Source organism: Lysinibacillus sp. FSL K6-1151, assembly GCF_038630755.1.
In the GTDB taxonomy this organism is placed as follows: domain Bacteria; phylum Bacillota; class Bacilli; order Bacillales_A; family Planococcaceae; genus Lysinibacillus; species Lysinibacillus fusiformis_D.
This window is the reverse complement of the sequence record NZ_CP152040.1, coordinates 834,602-851,828: the sequence shown is the minus strand read 5'-3', so window position 1 is coordinate 851,828 and position 17,227 is coordinate 834,602. Positions and strand designations below refer to the sequence as shown.

Annotated in this window: 17 protein-coding genes; 5 read left to right on the top strand and 12 right to left on the bottom strand. The window is 35.9% G+C overall.

Annotation, left to right across the window (positions count from 1 at the left end; genetic code table 11):
- Positions 1-8 precede the first annotated feature (8 nt).
- On the bottom strand, positions 9-902 hold the full coding sequence (locus MHI04_RS03910; protein WP_058843416.1) for an NAD(P)-dependent oxidoreductase: 894 nt from the start codon (positions 900-902) through the stop codon (positions 9-11).
- A gap of 236 nt (positions 903-1,138) precedes the next feature.
- Here MHI04_RS03910 and MHI04_RS03905 point away from each other — a divergent pair, with 236 nt between their 5' ends.
- The gene (locus MHI04_RS03905) at positions 1,139-1,750 is read left to right on the top strand and encodes a TetR/AcrR family transcriptional regulator (protein WP_058843415.1); all 612 of its coding nucleotides are present in this window, start codon (positions 1,139-1,141) and stop codon (positions 1,748-1,750) included.
- A 48-nt stretch (positions 1,751-1,798) separates the two neighbouring features.
- Here the strand turns inward: MHI04_RS03905 and MHI04_RS03900 are convergent, their stop codons facing one another.
- The 6 genes from MHI04_RS03900 to MHI04_RS03875 form a co-directional block, all read right to left on the bottom strand.
- Positions 1,799-3,805, bottom strand: a complete 2,007-nt coding sequence (locus MHI04_RS03900; RefSeq protein ID WP_342535356.1) for a bifunctional diguanylate cyclase/phosphodiesterase — start codon at positions 3,803-3,805, stop codon at positions 1,799-1,801.
- A gap of 29 nt (positions 3,806-3,834) precedes the next feature.
- A complete protein-coding gene (locus MHI04_RS03895) occupies positions 3,835-5,991 on the bottom strand; it encodes an RNA degradosome polyphosphate kinase (protein WP_036125738.1) in 2,157 nt (718 codons plus the stop codon).
- The gene (locus tag MHI04_RS03890) at positions 5,988-7,535 is read right to left on the bottom strand and encodes a Ppx/GppA family phosphatase (protein ID WP_036125740.1); all 1,548 of its coding nucleotides are present in this window, start codon (positions 7,533-7,535) and stop codon (positions 5,988-5,990) included. The genes MHI04_RS03895 and MHI04_RS03890 overlap by 4 nt, the downstream gene beginning before the upstream one ends.
- A 153-nt stretch (positions 7,536-7,688) precedes the next feature.
- Positions 7,689-8,591 (bottom strand): chemotaxis protein, encoded by a 903-nt coding sequence (locus tag MHI04_RS03885; protein ID WP_036125743.1) that lies wholly within the window; start codon positions 8,589-8,591, stop codon positions 7,689-7,691.
- A 65-nt stretch (positions 8,592-8,656) separates the two neighbouring features.
- Positions 8,657-9,979: an MFS transporter gene (locus MHI04_RS03880; protein ID WP_058843413.1), complete on the bottom strand. Its 1,323-nt coding sequence runs from the start codon at positions 9,977-9,979 to the stop codon at positions 8,657-8,659.
- A gap of 655 nt (positions 9,980-10,634) precedes the next feature.
- Positions 10,635-10,955 (bottom strand): helix-turn-helix domain-containing protein, encoded by a 321-nt coding sequence (locus tag MHI04_RS03875; protein WP_036125834.1) that lies wholly within the window; start codon positions 10,953-10,955, stop codon positions 10,635-10,637.
- 155 nt (positions 10,956-11,110) lie between these two features.
- Between MHI04_RS03875 and MHI04_RS03870 the strand changes: the two genes are divergently transcribed.
- Positions 11,111-11,503, top strand: coding sequence for a DoxX family protein (locus MHI04_RS03870; RefSeq protein WP_036125836.1), 393 nt, complete (start codon positions 11,111-11,113; stop codon positions 11,501-11,503).
- A gap of 60 nt (positions 11,504-11,563) precedes the next feature.
- On the opposite strand, the gene MHI04_RS03865 is transcribed toward MHI04_RS03870, so the two are convergent.
- The 3 genes from MHI04_RS03865 to MHI04_RS03855 all read right to left on the bottom strand — a co-directional run bounded on the left by MHI04_RS03865 (position 11,564) and on the right by MHI04_RS03855 (position 13,190).
- Complete coding sequence (locus MHI04_RS03865) at positions 11,564-12,430, bottom strand: NAD(P)-dependent oxidoreductase (RefSeq protein ID WP_036125838.1); 867 nt, start codon at positions 12,428-12,430, stop codon at positions 11,564-11,566.
- Between the two features lie 300 nt (positions 12,431-12,730).
- Complete coding sequence (locus MHI04_RS03860; protein ID WP_080717115.1) at positions 12,731-12,907, bottom strand: aspartyl-phosphate phosphatase Spo0E family protein; 177 nt, start codon at positions 12,905-12,907, stop codon at positions 12,731-12,733.
- A gap of 94 nt (positions 12,908-13,001) precedes the next feature.
- Entirely contained in the window at positions 13,002-13,190 is a 189-nt protein-coding gene (locus tag MHI04_RS03855) for a hypothetical protein (RefSeq protein ID WP_036125841.1), read from the bottom strand.
- A gap of 123 nt (positions 13,191-13,313) precedes the next feature.
- Here MHI04_RS03855 and MHI04_RS03850 point away from each other — a divergent pair, with 123 nt between their 5' ends.
- The 3 genes from MHI04_RS03850 to MHI04_RS03840 all read left to right on the top strand — a co-directional run bounded on the left by MHI04_RS03850 (position 13,314) and on the right by MHI04_RS03840 (position 14,950).
- The gene (locus MHI04_RS03850) at positions 13,314-13,502 is read left to right on the top strand and encodes a DUF2187 family protein (RefSeq protein ID WP_004224583.1); all 189 of its coding nucleotides are present in this window, start codon (positions 13,314-13,316) and stop codon (positions 13,500-13,502) included.
- 79 nt (positions 13,503-13,581) lie between these two features.
- Positions 13,582-14,199 carry a CPBP family intramembrane glutamic endopeptidase gene (locus tag MHI04_RS03845; RefSeq protein WP_342535355.1) on the top strand — a complete coding sequence of 206 codons (618 nt, stop codon included), beginning with the start codon at positions 13,582-13,584 and terminating at the stop codon, positions 14,197-14,199.
- Positions 14,200-14,260: 61 nt separating this feature from the next.
- The gene (locus MHI04_RS03840; RefSeq protein WP_058845178.1) at positions 14,261-14,950 is read left to right on the top strand and encodes a hypothetical protein; all 690 of its coding nucleotides are present in this window, start codon (positions 14,261-14,263) and stop codon (positions 14,948-14,950) included.
- Between the two features lie 85 nt (positions 14,951-15,035).
- Here the strand turns inward: MHI04_RS03840 and MHI04_RS03835 are convergent, their stop codons facing one another.
- The gene (locus MHI04_RS03835; protein WP_036125858.1) at positions 15,036-15,482 is read right to left on the bottom strand and encodes a MarR family transcriptional regulator; all 447 of its coding nucleotides are present in this window, start codon (positions 15,480-15,482) and stop codon (positions 15,036-15,038) included.
- Between the two features lie 120 nt (positions 15,483-15,602).
- Complete coding sequence (locus MHI04_RS03830) at positions 15,603-16,970, bottom strand: ATP-binding protein (protein WP_244504793.1); 1,368 nt, start codon at positions 16,968-16,970, stop codon at positions 15,603-15,605.
- Positions 16,971-17,227 lie beyond the last annotated feature (257 nt).

Here is a 17,227-nt window from a genome sequence, read left to right as displayed (position 1 = left end):
TCCTCCTCTTAAAATTGTTCTATTTTAGCAGTTTCTTTTAAACTTAAATAAGCAGCAGACATATCGTTTTCACCATAGCCTTGCTGAGCAATTTCACTATACAAATCCACCAATTTTTCCCCGATTCGCAGCGATACCCCTGCTTCGTCTGCCATTTCCTTCGCTAGCTTTAAATCCTTTAATAGTAGGTTTGTCGAAAAGCCTGGCTCATAATTATCGTTTTTCATATATTCCACATAATTGCGTTCATAAATACGGCTTTGACCATAGCTATTACTTAACACTTCATACAGCACATCAGCATGAATGCCCATCTTTTCACCAAGTACGATTGTTTCAGCGACGGCCTCTGTATAAAATCCAATCATTAAATTATTTAATAATTTAATACGTGTACCTACACTTGACGAAATTCCTAGATGGTAACTATTTTTACCGACTATTCCGAATATTTTTGCAGCACTTTCATAATCTTCCTTGTCGCCACCAACCATAATTGTTAGAGTAGCATTTACTGCTCCAATTACTCCCCCACTTACAGGTGCTCCTAAATATCGTAACCCTAAGGCTTTTGCTTCTTTATATAATGAATCGTTCAATTCGGGATTAACTGTACTAAAATCAATGAGTAAGCATCCCTTTTTCGCATGATGAATGATTCCTTGTTCTGATTGATACACCATTTCTACTACCTGAGGAGTCGGTAAGCTGGTCATCACCACATCACATTGCTGTGCAACTTCCTTTGCTGTTTCCACACCAATGCCACCCGCTGCTCTAAATTGCTCCATGGCCTTTGCATTTGTATCAAAGCCATACACTTGATAATTTGCCTTTAATAAATTGATAGACATCGGTAACCCCATATTGCCTAAGCCAATAAAACCTAATTTCTCCTTCATTTAAACTTCCCCCAATCTTTGAAAATACAGCAGACAAGCTGCATGATACACTAGCCAACGCCTATTTTTTGTCGTAACATTAATAACGAGATACTTTTGTTGACCATAGTCAGTGACTGCGGTCAATTAAATCATAATCAAAATAATTCCATCTCGTCAATTAAAAAAAAGATATTTTCAGAATATTTTTACAAAAAATATTTTACAATACTTTACTTTGGAGGTAATAAGCTACGATGGAATCATTAACGAGCAGACAGAAAAAGGCATTAGAAACACGGGAAAAATTATTAAAAACCTCGTTAGATTTATTTAACAAGTATGGTTTTGAACATGTCTCTGTTGAACAAATTACAAAAGCCTGCAATGTTTCGAAAGGGACCTTTTATACACATTTCCCATCCAAATATGATGTTATATTAGAAAAATTTATGGAGCTGGATCAATTTTATAGCACTGTAGAAAAAAATATTGATCCTTCATTGTCAGCAAGTGAAAAAATTTTATTTGTCTATCAACAACAAATGAACTATTTAACGAAAGTTGTAGGAAAAGATTTATTGCGCACAGTGTATACGGCTGCCATGACAAACCAAGTAGAACAAGATCACTACTTAATCAATCCACAACGTAAAATCTTTCAAATTATGAATACATATATTGAGGAAGGAATTCGACAGGGGGAATTCAGACAAGATGTATCTGCTCCTAACATACAAGCAATTATTCGGCGCTGTATGCGTGCCAATGTTTATGATTGGTTAATTCATAGTGAGGATTTCGATTTGGCCTCCGAAATGGCCCAATTCACAACTATTGTCTTGGATGGTCTTAAAAGCCATAAATAAAAAAGTAGCACTTCACCCATTTTTGGCGATGAAAGTGCTACTCGTTGATTAGCTAACAAAATATTGTTGAACAATTGTTTCCACTGGTAATGGTTTATTATATAAATAGCCCTGTCCTTTTTGACAGCGATGACGTTTAAGAAAATCAACTTGTGAAGCCTCTTCAATTCCTTCAGCAATGACCTCTAATCCTAAATTATGAGACATCGAAATAATTGCCTTAATAATGGCTTCGTTTTTGTCATCTTTTGCAATATCTGCAATAAATGACTGATCGATTTTAATGATATCAATTGGATAGCGCTTGAGATAGCTCAATGAGGAATAGCCTGTCCCAAAATCATCCACTGACACATACACACCTAGTTGCTTCAACTCGGTCAAAATCGAGTAAGTTTCATGAACGTTTGTCATAGAACTTTCGGTTATTTCCACCTCTAATAATTCGGGTGGTACACTATATTTCTTCAAAGCCGCTTTAATTTTTCGAGCGAAATTTTCTTTTCTAAACTGCTTAGGTGAAATATTAACGGCTATCCGTACAGGACGATAGCCTTTCGATTGCCATTCTCTTTGGTAACGACAAACCTCATCAATAATCCAATCACCTATTTCGATTATTAAGCCTGAAGCCTCAGCAATCGGAATAAACTGTGCAGGTGACACAAAACCAAATTTACGATTATTCCACCGCAGTAATGCTTCAAAGCTATTGATGCTATTGTTTGCTAAATCCATTTGTGGCTGTAGATGGAGACTCAGCTCATTAAATTCAATGGCACGACGTAAATGTGCCTCCATTAATGCTTCATTTGGAAAGACAGCTGTCATATCTTCACGATAGTAACGGTAATGTGATCGGCCATGCTCTTTAGCAGAAAATAAAGCCTTATCAGCTTTCCGTACAAGTGTCTCTAAATCCCTTCCATCTGCTGGACTAAGCGAAATGCCAATCGACACGCTAATAAAATATTCCTGTCCATCTATCATAAACGGCTGTTTTAGAACATCCAAGATTGCATTCGCGGTATGCTCAATTTTTTGGATGGTTGCATCTTTTAGCACAAAGATAAACTCATCACTGTTATAGCGATAAAGGGAGCATTTTGAGTAACAAAGCTCACGAAGCCTATGACTAAACATACGCATAAGCTCGTCACCCTTGCTCTCGCCAAGAGATTCATTAAATTTTTTAAAGCGATCAATATCAACCAAAATTAGAGCAGCTTGCTTGTGTTCTTGCTTTTTGTCATTTAAATGGTGCAGCCAGTGTTCTTTAAAAGCCTTTCGGTTCCAAATACCTGTTAATTCGTCCATCAGTGCTAGGTAATAAAATGCCTCATGATCATTCATAAATGAATTGGCTTCTTTGACAAATAAATGTACCCCTATTACCTCACCATTATAATAAGTTGGATGCGTTCTTAAATAAAAAGGCTCTTTACTTAGCAATTGGCCCTTTAATAAACACCTAGGCATGCCAAAAGCTGAACCTTCAATGGTTTTGGCAAATAATAATTTAAATTCATTGCTATATCTATTTTCTAATAATGAAAAAATATCTAGTCCTATTAGGCTGTGCTGCTCTCTAGATAAGACAGAGGTAGCAGCAACGTTCTGATGGATAATACGACCTTGTATATCTGTCGTTAACACTGGGCTCACATGTTGCTCCACAAATTGTAAATATGGCGCTATTTCACTTTGTGTTGCACGAAGGATCATAGCGACCATAGAATTAGCTAAGTGCTGTACATGAATCACAAATGTTTTTTTTTGAAGATCAGTACCTAATGTTAGGACATGTTGTTGATTGACATCTTGATTTAGCAGTTCCGACAATTGCAGCCAGCATGGCTCTGAAAAAAAATGCTCCGCGTTCTTGGCTGAGCTATCTTGTAACTCAAGCAATAAAGATAGCTTATCATTAAATTCAACAACCTCAAACACGGCCGTATCCACTTTTTTCAAACAGACAACTGCATCAAATGGATTCAGTTGGATGAGCTGCTGATAATCTGCAAATGGCGCTACACTCTCTCTATATTTTTTCATTCTATCCCTCACTAAGTAGCGTGTTTGCTCTATTCTTCGTCTAGCGTAGGCTTTAATGCATCCTTTAAGAAAACTTCCTGGCTATTTAACGGATCTTCGCTACGATCAAACTCTTTGTAATGGTATTTACCATTCGAGTCTTGAATACGTGCTTTCGCAGTATCCATTAATTGTGCATTCATTATGTCAATAATACGAGTTTTTGCTTCACTTGCATATACAGGGAACAATATTTCTACACGTTTAATCATATTGCGTGTCATCATATCTGCTGACGATAAATAGACTTTATTTTCTCCATTATGATGGAACCAATAGATACGAGAATGTTCTAGGAAACGGCCAACAATACTTGTCACTGTAATGTTTTCACTTATACCAGGAATACCTGGTCTAATACAGCAAATACCACGTATAATGAGTTCCACTTTTACACCTGCAATAGATGCTTCATAAAGCTTCATCATTAAGTCTTTGTCTGTCAGTGAGTTCATTTTTGCCCTAATAAAACCATTACCATGTTTTTTATGACAAGCAATTTCTTCATCCATTAAACGAATAAATTCATCTCGAATATCAAATGGTGCCACGACTAAATGATTAAAGGTAGGCTTTTCTGTATAGCCGCTTAAGTAGTTAAAGAAGTTTGTCGCATCAATGCCAAACTCTTTATCTGTAGTTATTATGCCCATATCCGTATAAATTTTTGCAGTAGCATCATTATAATTTCCTGTCCCAAGATGGACAAAACGCTCAATTTTACCGTTACGACGACTAACAACTAGTGTTATTTTAGAGTGCGTTTTTAAATTATTCATGCCATAAATCACAAGACAGCCTGCTTGTTCTAATTGTTTTGCCCAGTGTACATTGTTTTCTTCATCGAAACGAGCCTTTAGTTCAACTAGCACTGTTACTTGTTTGCCATTTTCAGCCGCAAGTTTTAATGCTTGTATAATTGGTGAATTGCCACTTACTCGATATAATGTTTGCTTGATTGCTAATATATTTGGGTTAACCGCTGCCTCTGCAATAAAATCAACAATTGGAGCAAACGATTCATATGGATGATGGAAAAATATATCTTGTTGTAGAGCTTTTTCAAAAATATTTTCATCTGATTGTAAATCTAAAGGTGGCTGTGGAATAAAGCTTTCATATTCTAGATGCTCGCGACCAACAGAAATACCTTTAACAAAAGAGAACATAAAGGTTAAATCCAAAGGCCCATCAATATGGAACACATCTGTTTCTTCAATTTCAAATTCATCTAATAAATATTGAAGTACTTCCTCATTCATTTCTCCAACTCGAACTTCTAAACGGCTCCCTACGCCCCATTTTCGTTTTTTTAGTTCCTTTTCAATTTCAACTAGCAGATCGCGAGCCCCCTCTTCATGGATCGTTAAATCTGCATTTCTTGTTAGACGGAAAGCTTGTGCTGATTTTACACTATAGCCATAAAATAGCTTTTCAATATGCGCTACAATCACGTCCTCCAATAAAACAACAATTGTTTTCCCTTCTTCGGATGGCACTTTTATATAACGGTCTAGAACAGAAGGGACTTGTACGATGGCTACTTTTTCCCGACTTTCAACTTCGGTCTCATCCTGCTCTAACAGTACGAGTAAATTCAATGTCTTACCAAATAATGTTGGGAAAGGACGATACGCGTCTACTGCTACAGGGGTTAAAACTGGGAAGATTGTTTCCGCAAACATCTCATTGATAAATGCTTTTTGTGCTCTGTTTAAATCTTTCATATCTGCAATATGTACATTATGCTGTGGAAGCAAATCATAGATTAAATGACGATAAACTTCTGTCTGTCGACGAACTAATGCTTGTGTACGCTCTGCAATTTTCGCCAACTGCTCCTTTGGTGTTAATCCAGATTTATTTTCAGGTTTATGAAAGCCAGCTCGAACTTGATCTTGTAGCCCTGCAACACGCACCATAAAAAATTCATCTAAATTTGAGCTAAATATAGCTAAAAATTTCAAACGCTCTAGCAGAGGATTATTGATATCCTCCGCTTCCTCTAATACTCGTTCATTAAAGGCAAGCCAGCTCAATTCCCGATTATTATAGTACTGAGGCTTGGCAATCTCCTCTAATAACCGACTATGTTTTTCTGAAAAGTCTTCCTCATGTAGCTCGTTTTTCGTTACTTCAGTTGTCATCCATTGTTCCACCCTTCTTCAATAAAATTGATCCTCATTGGGATTTTTAATGCTCGTTCTAAATGTTTTCTATGGCGATTGGCTTGATACTTTTCAGCAGCTGCATTCTTTTTCACATAAATATCCAGTTGTACATGATCCTCTTCTGTGCGCATCTCAATGGCATGAACAACATTGCGCTTTGACACATTTAACGCATAGACAAATTTTAATAACGCTCCAAAATCTCGTAATTTGCGATATTCCTCACGATCCATCCATGTTGCAAACGGAGCGGCAAATCGTTCAAAATAATCTTTATTTTTATAGGATGCAAGAAGTGCTAGTTTTACTCGTTCTAAATGATTTAAACCATCAATGGATTGATTTGCGATTAAATAAAAAGTATGTTGGCTGGAAGAGCTTAATTCAATATACTCTCCAATATTAAAAACCTTGGCCGCTTTCGACAATAAATGCAAATCTTCTGGATGATATTGCAAATAACCTAAATGACAGCATTCACGATACAATTGGTCTGCTAAATTCATTAAATAATCAACTTCCATTTCAGTTCGACCATACTGACGTGCTAATCTTCTTGCATTCCCTTCAAATACATTGTATTTATCAAAGGCCTGTGCATCTGTTTGCAAAATCCGTTGAAAAATGAGTCCCTCACGTAAACCTCTCTTTGTCAGTTGGAATGTCCCACTACCAACCGCCTCCATTAACACTCTAAATACCTCTAATGCAGGTACAATAATATCTGCGCGATCCGATGAAAGCCCATCTAATTGTTTCAATTCCTGAAAGCTTAGTTGACCTAAAAATGAGCTTAAATCATCCAAATCTGCCTTAGACATTTCGTAGCCATGCACACTTGCAATTGGATAGTCATGCTTTTGCTGATGAATTTGTACAATATTCCGCGCACTACCACCAATTGCGATAATAGGTAATGCGACATTTTGTATCCAAGGGAGTGTTTGAAATTGCTCTTTAATAAAGGCAATGAGTTCCACTTTTTCACTACTATTCATAATGTCGCCTTTTACAAATCGTTGCTTTAAAGAAACTGTCCCAAATGGAAAACTATGTGATTGCTGAATTTCTTTATTTTCAAAGAGCGTAATTTCGGTACTTCCACCACCAATATCAATTGTTACGGCCGATTTTGTACCCATGGAATAGGCAACTGCAACATAGCCAAAATAGGCTTCTTCTTCTTCTGATAAAAGCTCAATTTGGATACCAGTTCGTTTTTTCATTTCCTCTATAATTTGATCTCGATTAGTGGCTTGTCGGATAGCAGCAGTTGCAGCTGCTTTGACATCAGTTATTTCAAAATCCTCTAGCATCGCTTTGAATGTGAATAAAGTTTCTGATAACACTTGAATACCTTCTTCAGACATTTCTCCTGAAGGCAATATATATGTACGCAAACGTGCTACCGTTTTAATATTTCCTAGCTCACGAAGCCCCTCTTCATTATCATACTGATATAATACTAATCGAATGGTATTGGAGCCGATATCAATAATGGCTGTTTTTAGTTCATTCAAATCATCACATCCTCCAAGCCTATTTTGTTCATAAAATGTGGACCTATACAAAAAAGTCGGCACCCTTTTAAGGCATCCGACTTTTCTTTCATTTATTTTTACTTTTAGGATACCCATTATTAAAATTGTGAAGTATCTTGTAAGTCATTACCATTACAGAATAAGTTGGTCAACACGTAAAATGAGCTCTGCAATTTCTGGCTTACTAATTTGATCTTCTGCTCCTACTTGATCCCCTTTATGGCGAAGATCGTCTGTAATGAGACTTGAGAAAATGATGACAGGAAGCTTTTGAAGATCAGGGTGCTCTTTGATTTTTCGTGTCAAATGATGACCATCCATTTGTGGCATCTCAATATCAGTTACCACTAATTGAATATGTTCTGCGATATCGCTACCACTATTCGCAATTCCTTCTAAGTATTCATAAGCATCGCGACCATTTTCAAAGAATTCTACATTGTCATAACCAGCTTCGCTCATTGTATCGAATAATAATTTGCGTAATAATGGTGAATCTTCTGCAATTAAAATACGCTTTCCAGAACGTTCACGTTTACCAAGCTTTTTAACAGATTCCACACTAATTCCTGATTCAGGATTGATATCCACCATAATTCTTTCGAAATCTAGCAATAGAATCATTTGTTCATTTTGTTTAATTACGCCAATTACTTGTGATGTCCCACCTTGATACATATCAGATGGCTTTTCAATTTGATTCCATGAAATACGATGAATTTGTGTCACATTATCTACATGGAAAACAACACGTTGCTTATTGAATTCAGCCACAATATATTTTTGTTGAGGATTACGCTCCGCACCTTGAATTCCTAATACTCGCAGCATATCTACAACCGGTAATACTTCACCTCGTAATTGAATAATTCCTTCTACATGCGGGTGCGCGTGTGGGATAAATGTTACTGGTATCGGTTGAATAATTTCTTTCACTTTAATGACATTGATGCCGAATTTATTGTTTGCTACTTCAAATTCAACGATTTCTAGCTCATTTGTGCCACTTTCTAATAATATTCCTTTATGTTCCAATGCAATCCCGCTCCTTTCTCTACATCTATTTATAATTCAATTGTATCATAGGCAATACATTTCTCCTACTTGCTATTTCCATTTTTATCATTAACTTTTAGATGTACCAATAGGCCGATTACTGTCATCACTATTAATGTTGATAACGCGACACGACTAGCAAGGGTGCCATAATCCTTCATCCATAATGTCACTGTTCCATATACGGCTGGACCGATAATCGATGATACTTTACCTGAAAAGGCAAATAAGCCGAAAAACTGCCCGCGTTTCTCATATGGTGATAATTCAATAATATAGGTCCTAGATGTCACCCACATGGATCCAAGGGATATCCCAAATAGACTACCTGCTAGCCAGAACATCCATTGTGCTGAGGCAAAAACAGCGAACACTAAAGCGATAATCATAATGAGCGCAACTATCGTAATGGCACGTTTAGCTCCTATGGATTTCGTTATATAGCCAAATGCAAGAGAACCAATGATTGTTGATACCGTAGAGACCAAATAAAGAACGATAAACTGACCAGAACTAAATCCAACAATTGCCGTAGCATAAACAGCCATCATGGCGATCGTCGTAGCAATGGCATCATTTAAAAAGAAATAAGCAATCATGAACGTAAAAATGGCCTTATATTGCTTCATATCCTTAAAAGTTTGAATGATTTCTTTATAGCCGTCTAAAAACTTTATGGACTTGCGCTGCGCTTTTGGAATAGGTGTATCTTTATTAATTAAAAATAATGGCAATGAAAATAATAAATACAAGATAGCTGTTGGAATAAACGCTCGGTGAAAATCGCTGTTACCGACATATAAATATACAAGTAATCCGAAAAGTGTGCCCAAATAACCAATTGCAACTCCATACCCTGAGATTAATGGCATCTCTTCTTTTGTTCCTAAATCACCCATCATAGAGTCGTAGAATACTAGACTTGAATTAAAGAAAAATTTTGCAATGACAAAGCTTGCAACTACTAAAAATAAACTAAGAGGGACACCTGAGTAGTTGGTTGTCGATTGTACATTTGCAAAGATCCCCATCATAAATGTAAAAAGAATGGAAATAGATGCAAACCATACGATAAACCTCTTTTTGTAGCCAGTGTTATCAATCCAAACCCCAAAAAGCGGTGAAAAGATAACGAGCAACAAGCTTGCAATCGCATTGGCGTAGGATATAAAGGTGCTTGCTACTTGTTGCATGACTTCATTCGTACCCAGCACTTCATCCATGTAAAACGGGAAAAAAATTGTATTTATATTTGAAGAAAAAATTGTATTCGCAAAATCATAAAATGCCCATGAAAGTATTGGCAATGATAAATAAATGGCTAACTGACTTCGATGCTGTACATCGATTGCTGTACCTTTCTTCATATAAAACCTCCCCTCTATTTTCTATAATAATCAATTAACCTCTCTCTGTAATAAAAAATATCTTTTTTTAAAGAAAATTAATATTATTTACAATATAACAGCAATTTCATTGAAAAATAACTGCCAAATGATCGATAAATGAACACTCATTTTCCATCGTTTTCCGTGTAAACCAAAAAAAAGATCTTTTGACAAGGTGAGGGGAGGTGATTTCCGTTCCGCCAGCGTCCTTTCCAGGGGGCGTCCGATGAGCCGCTGCGCTCACTGCGTTCGCTCCAGTGTCTTTTCCTGAACAAAATAGCCCTTTATTTATATTATTAGAGAGAGGATAAGCTCTTATTTACAATGTGGAGAAGTGATGAGTGACAACACCCCACCATAAAGAGTAGTGAATACCCTTCACTTTATTGGAAAACCTTTGCTAACAAGAAACATTTTTATGGATTGGAGTGGAAGGCTACTTGACTCCCGTAGGATAGCGAGACAGGCGAGCCCCTAAACGGAGCGGTAGCGGAGGAAGCGGCTCGGCGCTCGCCCACAGGAAAGCAAGTAGCCTGCAACGGAAATCCATTTTCACCTTTCACAAATTCTATTGATTGTTTGTTTTTCAACACGATAAAAAGGTATTCAAGCCCCTCACTTGAATACCTTTTTATCATTTTTCATTTAGTGTCACCCAGTCAGAAGACCATTGTTCAATTGCTTTTAGCACTGGCGCAATAGCATAGCCCTTTTCCGTAAGCTCATACTCAATGACAACTGGTGTAGAAGGAATTACTGTACGTAACACGATTTGCTCTGTCTCTAACTCCTTTAATCGTTCTGTTAAAACACGACTGCTAATATTCAACTGATTTTTAATGGTTGAATAACGTTGTGGACCATCGAGCAACTGATAAATTAGCAAAGTATTCCATCGATGATTTAATATCATGAGTGCTTTTTCAAATCGTGGACAAATATTTTTTTGATCCAATCTACTAGCCTCCATTGTTGTTAGTTCCTATTTAACAGTATAGCACTTTTTCTAAAAAACCAATTCTAAAAATACATTAAGTTACTTGACAAAAGTTATTTTTAAAAATAAACTAGGTTACGAAATGTAAGTTAAAGAAAAGGAGTTATTTTATTATGCAAATGATTGGTTCAACTATTTTACGTGTCGTTCTTGGCATTATTTTTGCCGTACATGGTTTTCAAAAGTTTCAAGGTGGAATCAGCTACACAGCTGACTTCTTTGATAGTCTAGGTATACCAGGATTTATGGCGTATATCGTTGCGATTATTGAATTAGTAGGCGGAATTGCCATTATTTTAGGTTTAGCCACTAGAATCTTTGGCGCTTTACTAACGATTACAATGATCGTTGCTATCTTTACAGCAAAACTAAGCATTGGCTTTATCGGAGCTGATGGATTGGCTGGTTATGAATTAGATTTAGCTTTAGGCGCTATAGCCCTTTATTTTGCTTTAGCAGGAGCATCTAACTTCTCTTTAGATTCTCAACTTTTTGGTAAAGAGTAGTACTAAAAAACCTGAAGTCTCCCAAGAAATAAAGGGACTTCAGGTTTCCTATTCACGCCACTATTTATAATACTTTAGAAGAACTTGTGTACCATTATCACCATAGCCCTCTTCAATCAATTTCTCATACATGTCATATGCTAATGAAAGCCCTGGTAAAGAGATGCCCATTTTTTTGGATTCATCTAAAGCAATTTTCATATCTTTGACAAAATGCTTAACATAAAAGCCTGGGGCAAAATCCTCTTGTATCATGCGTGGAGCTAAATTGCTTAAAGACCATGAGCCAGCTGCCCCTGATGCGATCGATTGTAATACCGTCGGTAAATCTAATCCTGCCTTTAAACCATATGCTAGTGATTCGCACACTCCAATCATACCTGAAGCAATGACAATTTGATTGCACATCTTTGCATGTTGCCCAGCACCCGCTTCACCTTGATAAACAATATTTCCCCCAAAATGCTTCATAATTGGCAATACCTTATCATAGGTAGCTTGATCGCCGCCAATCATAATGGACAATGTACCATTTTGTGCTCCTATATCACCACCTGAAACAGGAGCATCTAAAGCCTCTACACCCATTGATAGGGCATGCTCATAAATTTTCTTTGCCAAGGAAGGCTCTGAAGTCGTCATATCAACGACAATGTTACCTTGCTCTGCTGTTTGGAAAAGACCATTTTGCCCAAAATATACTTCCTCAACATCTGAAGGATATCCAACCATTGTGAAGGCAATGTCACGATTTTTAAATGCTGCTGCTGGCGAACTTGCCCAAGACGCTCCCAATGCCACAAGAGGTTCTGCTTTTTCCTTTGTCCGCGTAAACACAGATACTTCATGCCCATTTTTTATTAAATGTTTAATGATGCTAGCACCCATCACACCAGTGCCAATAAATGCTATACGTTTCTTCGTCATATGTACATGCTCCTTTATTTTAGAATGTCTGCACTCTCGGTGAGAATCCAAACTCTGTATCTTTTCAGTTTAGGTGAAGGAAACATATAATTCAAACTCTTCCCATAACTTGTACTAAATTTTTTATGTATGACATATATACCGAATAAGCGAAAAAAAAGAGAGCAAGTGATTGGGGGATCACTGCTCTAAAGGGGGAAATGAGAATGTTGCTGTGTTCATAGTAAGTTATTCCCCATTGAAATGCATTTTAAACATATATGTTAAAATGTTTTTACTCTGAATACTGGAACAATCTTTTTAGTTTTCTTGGTCTTTTTCTTCCTCAAATGCCATCTGTCTATAATAAGTGTTCATTAACTGATCTAATCTGCGACTCAGTTGAATGGTTTTTGCATTTTGTAACCCGTTTTCTACACCTGAGCGAATCATCATCTCACGAGTTTGTTCCATTTGTTTCAAGAGTAGATTGACCATTCATACAACCCTCCACACACAAATAATCATACCATTATTATACATTTATATTTTATTTCTTACAGCATTAACTTACGACAATGTTCGACAAATTTTAACTTCTCGGAAGTTCAGTATAAGTATATATAATCCGTCCATTTTGTTTGGCCTCACCCCTATAATGTTTAAATAAAGGATGCTTTACAAGTATTTCGCGAAATTCATAAAAATCTTCCTTTTGAATTTCAATACTTTCTATTTCCCCGTTTTGTAATTGTTTAAGCATATTTTCGTATTTTTCCATTTATTTTATACCTCTCTTTTCATCTTTTGTGTAATAAATTATGAATTATTTAAAAAAAGCTTTACGTTTCCCAAATTTTCATGCAAACTGTATATTATTAGTCGATGAAGGAGCTGACTGTCTGTGAAAATAGCTGAAGTTGGAAATATTATCGAGTTTAAAAATGGTCTACAAGGTATTGTCGAAAAGGTAAATGAAAATTCGGTGATTGTTAATTTAACATATATGGAGAATTTTGATTCCCTTGAGATTGAAGAGAAAACGGTCGTCAATCATAAACGTTATAAAATTTTATATACTAATGAAGCTTAATAGTCCGAATAGTCCCTATTTGTCTTTATAGATGATAAGGGGCTATTTTTTTGATAAAATTAAAGTATGGAGGTCGAATATGCTAACAAATTCGAAACAAACACTACTATTTCTCCTTTCTTTATTATTCGTTTATGGCATGCTTGCTTTTACCTTTGCTAACCAAGCAGTATTTTGGTACATGTATGCATTTACTTTATTAGTATGTATTGCCATCGCCATCTTAGCTGGCTCCATTGAAGATAAATTACCTACATGGCAATTTTTACTCTTTGGTATTGGATACGGTACCATCACATATGGTATCATTCGCTTTGGTTACTGGCTCGCTCCATATATTAATAATAATTTAGTACAATCCGTTCAAAAGTTTTTAACAAACTATGGACCACAAAATATTTGGCACTATGTTTTACTCGTATTCATCGTTGCCATAGGTGAAGAACTATTTTGGCGTGGTTATATCCAACAGCAGTTAAAACGCTTTATGCGTCCATCGTTGGCTGTTATAGTAACTGCCATACTGTGTGCGATAACAATTGCTCTAAGTGGTTTTATACTTGGTGTTATAGCTGTACTTTTGGCAAGTATTATTTGGGGCTTCATCTATGAGTGGAAAAAAAGTATGCCACTTGTTATTGTAGCTCATGTCGTTTTTGTACTATTATTATTTTTAGTGTTGCCTTTAACATCATAACATTTAATTTTGGAAACATTTTATCTTTACAAACGTTTAATTTAGAAAAGGAGGGTTTTTTATGCAAAAAAAATTATTTTCAATTCTTGCATTAGTACTAACAGCCGTATTAGTTGTAGGTTGTAATACCTCTGATAAAACAGGGGATTCAGATGCTCAACAAAATGAGCCATCCAATACTGGTGTTGATCAAAAACCATCTGGAGATGAAACTGCAGGCGAATCACAAGAAGAAGAGGAAACTCCTGCATCAGATGATACAAATACAGAGGATACTTCTAAACAGCCACAACAAGATGTGAAATACGTACAAAAAGGCGAAAATAAAACGGAAACAGCCACTCAGTCTGAAAGTGTCAATCAAACCTACAAGCTACAACAGCTTCCAGGATTTACAATGACACAGGAAGAACCAGGTAAAGATATGTTAGTATCTAATGATGATGACGAAGTGTTTATGCGTATTGAAACAATTGAAGCATCACAATCAAGCTTTGATGAAGTGAAAACAACTATGCAAGATTATATGAATGCTGTAGGCGAAACAGTAGCTTTAACTACTGAAGAATTAGCAGCATTTAAAAATGTTCAACATATCGAGGGTTATGTCGTAGACTTTGACACAGAGAAAGTTATTGGGGTTGTTTTTGAAAAAGATGGTCTCATTACAAAATTAACAATTCACGATAACGATAAACAAGATTTAACAGATGCTATGCTTAATATGGCAGCCACTATCTCTAAAAAATAGTAAGACAATAAGGACGATAGACATTGTCTATCGTCCTTTTATTTCCATTATAAAAAAGTTGTCTCAAATCAATGAGACAACTTTTTTAATAAGATAAATCCTTAATAGAAAGGCCTATTTTCTTTAATAACGTAATTGCTTGTTCCTTTTCTTGCGGTGATAGCACACTCATTAATTCATGCAAATGCTGCTCGTGTTTTGGGAATAGCTCTGCCATAAAGGCTTCACCTTCTCCAGTGATTTCTGCATATGTCACACGACGATCTGAAGGACAAGAAACACGTAATAAATAGCCTCTCTTTTCAAGCTTATCAATGACATACGTAATAGACCCACTAGCGAGCAAAATTTTATTGCCTATTTGCTGTAAAGGTTGTCTCCCTTTATGGTAAAGAAGCTCTAGAACAGCAAATTCAGTTGGGTTTAAACCATTATCCTGAAATAATTGATGTGTTGTCTCATTGATCGCTTTCAATGCACGCGATAGTACAATATATAATTTTAAAGATTGTTTTAGATCTTCTGACTTCATATTCTTTTCCTCTCACTTCGCTCTTTATATGACATTATAGCGATATTAGAAAAGCATTGTCAAAAGCATTATATGATTTAGAAGGTTTTATTGTGAATTATCTCACCATTTTTACTCTATTTACGTTACTAAATAAGCAGAATCTTTTGAGGATACTTCCAATGTATCAAGTTGATTAAATGTGTAAATTGGGAACTGCAGATGGAAGCATGTCCCCTTCTGTAGTTCACTATTAACGCCTATTACCCCATCATGTTCTTCAATCACCTTTTTCACGAAAGCAAGGCCCAGTCCTGTCCCTGTTGATTTTGTCGTGTAAAAAGGCTGGAATAGGTTTTGAAGTGTCGTGCTGTCCATGCCAACCCCTTCATCTTTAATCATAAGCTCGACAATCGCACAGTCATTTGTCGCCATTTCAACTGTAATCGTGCCACCATTATTCATGGATTCCATTGCATTTTTAATTAGGTTCATTAACACCTGCTTTAAGCGATTCTCGTTGCCACCGATATAAATTTGGTTAGAAGGAGAAATGTACTGAATCATAATATTTTTCATGAGTGCATCTGGTAGCATAAACTCAATGACTTGCTTTACAATATGATCCAGTTCTAATAATTCAACTTTCATCGTCGTTGGCTTAGACAACACTAAAAGCTCGGATAAAATTTGTTCCATCCGTTGAAGCTCACTGTCAATAACAGAGAGATACATGCGTGATTCATCATCAGCATTTAACTTTAATAATTCAGTAAATCCCTTTAAAGAAGTTAATGGGTTACGAATTTCATGCGCAATACTTGCAGCCATCTGTCCCACAACATTTAATGCTTGCTGATGCTCGACTTTATGCTGAAGTTGTTTTTTCTCTGTTTCATCATTGATAACCGTGACAATAATATTATTGTATTCATCGAAAATACTGGAAATTTCATAATAGCAAGTTCTGCTTACTTGTGTTTCATCGACTACATGAATACTTGCATGCTTGTCACCCATCAGCTTAGACAAGTATGATGTAATTTGTCCCTTTTTCAATGTAAATGAATCGAATATATGTTGATGTGCTTTATGGAGCAACTGCGAATTTTCAACTTTCAGAAACATTTCCGCATACTTATTAAGCCCAAGAATAATACCGCTAGCATCACTTACAATAACAGCATAAGGTAAATAATCGTATGCATTAAAAGATTGTGATCTTTCATGCGCCTGACTCATGTATAATTTATGAGCAACATCATCATTTAGTGTAGAAATTTGCGCAACAATTTCTTCTGTATTAGGATCATAAAAACATTTAAAAGACAGCATTTCATAGTCGTTTCCAGTTGTACGAATATTAAAAATTTCTTCTGAACGTAAATCATTTTGTAATTGTTTGACGAATTTAGTCCATTTAAAATTAGATGGCTCGTCCATAGCTAAATAGCCAATATACGTTAAATTAAGATTAAAACGTTTAATAGCAGCCTCATTAACGTTCAAAATTTTCCCTGCTTTATTGAGTATAAGTGTTGGTGACGAAGTACTTTTCATAAGATTTCCAAAACATTGATTAATATCATTTTGCTTCAACTTTCTCACCGAACCTTTCAAAAGAGTAAAAAACCTCTAAATCGAATTTTGAGCCTTTACTATACTTTATGACAGCACGATTCTATTATTACAAAATTTAGTAAATTTAAGTATTTTAAATTATTTCACGAACCGTTCACAAAATAAATAGGTAAAAAGAATTATAT

Bases quoted from the DNA above. Each gene is read 5' to 3' on its own strand.
- MHI04_RS03860 (WP_080717115.1), bottom strand. From the start codon at position 12,907: ATGGTCAATCTACTCTTGAAACAAATGGAACAAACTCGTGAGATGATG.
- MHI04_RS03870 (WP_036125836.1), top strand. From the start codon at position 11,111: ATGCAAATGATTGGTTCAACTATTTTACGTGTCGTTCTTGGCATTATT.
- MHI04_RS03865 (WP_036125838.1), bottom strand. From the start codon at position 12,430: ATGACGAAGAAACGTATAGCATTTATTGGCACTGGTGTGATGGGTGCT.
- MHI04_RS03880 (WP_058843413.1), bottom strand. From the start codon at position 9,979: ATGAAGAAAGGTACAGCAATCGATGTACAGCATCGAAGTCAGTTAGCC.
- MHI04_RS03895 (WP_036125738.1), bottom strand. From the start codon at position 5,991: ATGACAACTGAAGTAACGAAAAACGAGCTACATGAGGAAGACTTTTCA.
- MHI04_RS03905 (WP_058843415.1), top strand. From the start codon at position 1,139: ATGGAATCATTAACGAGCAGACAGAAAAAGGCATTAGAAACACGGGAA.
- MHI04_RS03910 (WP_058843416.1), bottom strand. From the start codon at position 902: ATGAAGGAGAAATTAGGTTTTATTGGCTTAGGCAATATGGGGTTACCG.
- MHI04_RS03855 (WP_036125841.1), bottom strand. From the start codon at position 13,190: ATGGAAAAATACGAAAATATGCTTAAACAATTACAAAACGGGGAAATA.
- MHI04_RS03900 (WP_342535356.1), bottom strand. From the start codon at position 3,805: ATGAAAAAATATAGAGAGAGTGTAGCGCCATTTGCAGATTATCAGCAG.
- MHI04_RS03845 (WP_342535355.1), top strand. From the start codon at position 13,582: ATGCTAACAAATTCGAAACAAACACTACTATTTCTCCTTTCTTTATTA.
- MHI04_RS03835 (WP_036125858.1), bottom strand. From the start codon at position 15,482: ATGAAGTCAGAAGATCTAAAACAATCTTTAAAATTATATATTGTACTA.
- MHI04_RS03840 (WP_058845178.1), top strand. From the start codon at position 14,261: ATGCAAAAAAAATTATTTTCAATTCTTGCATTAGTACTAACAGCCGTA.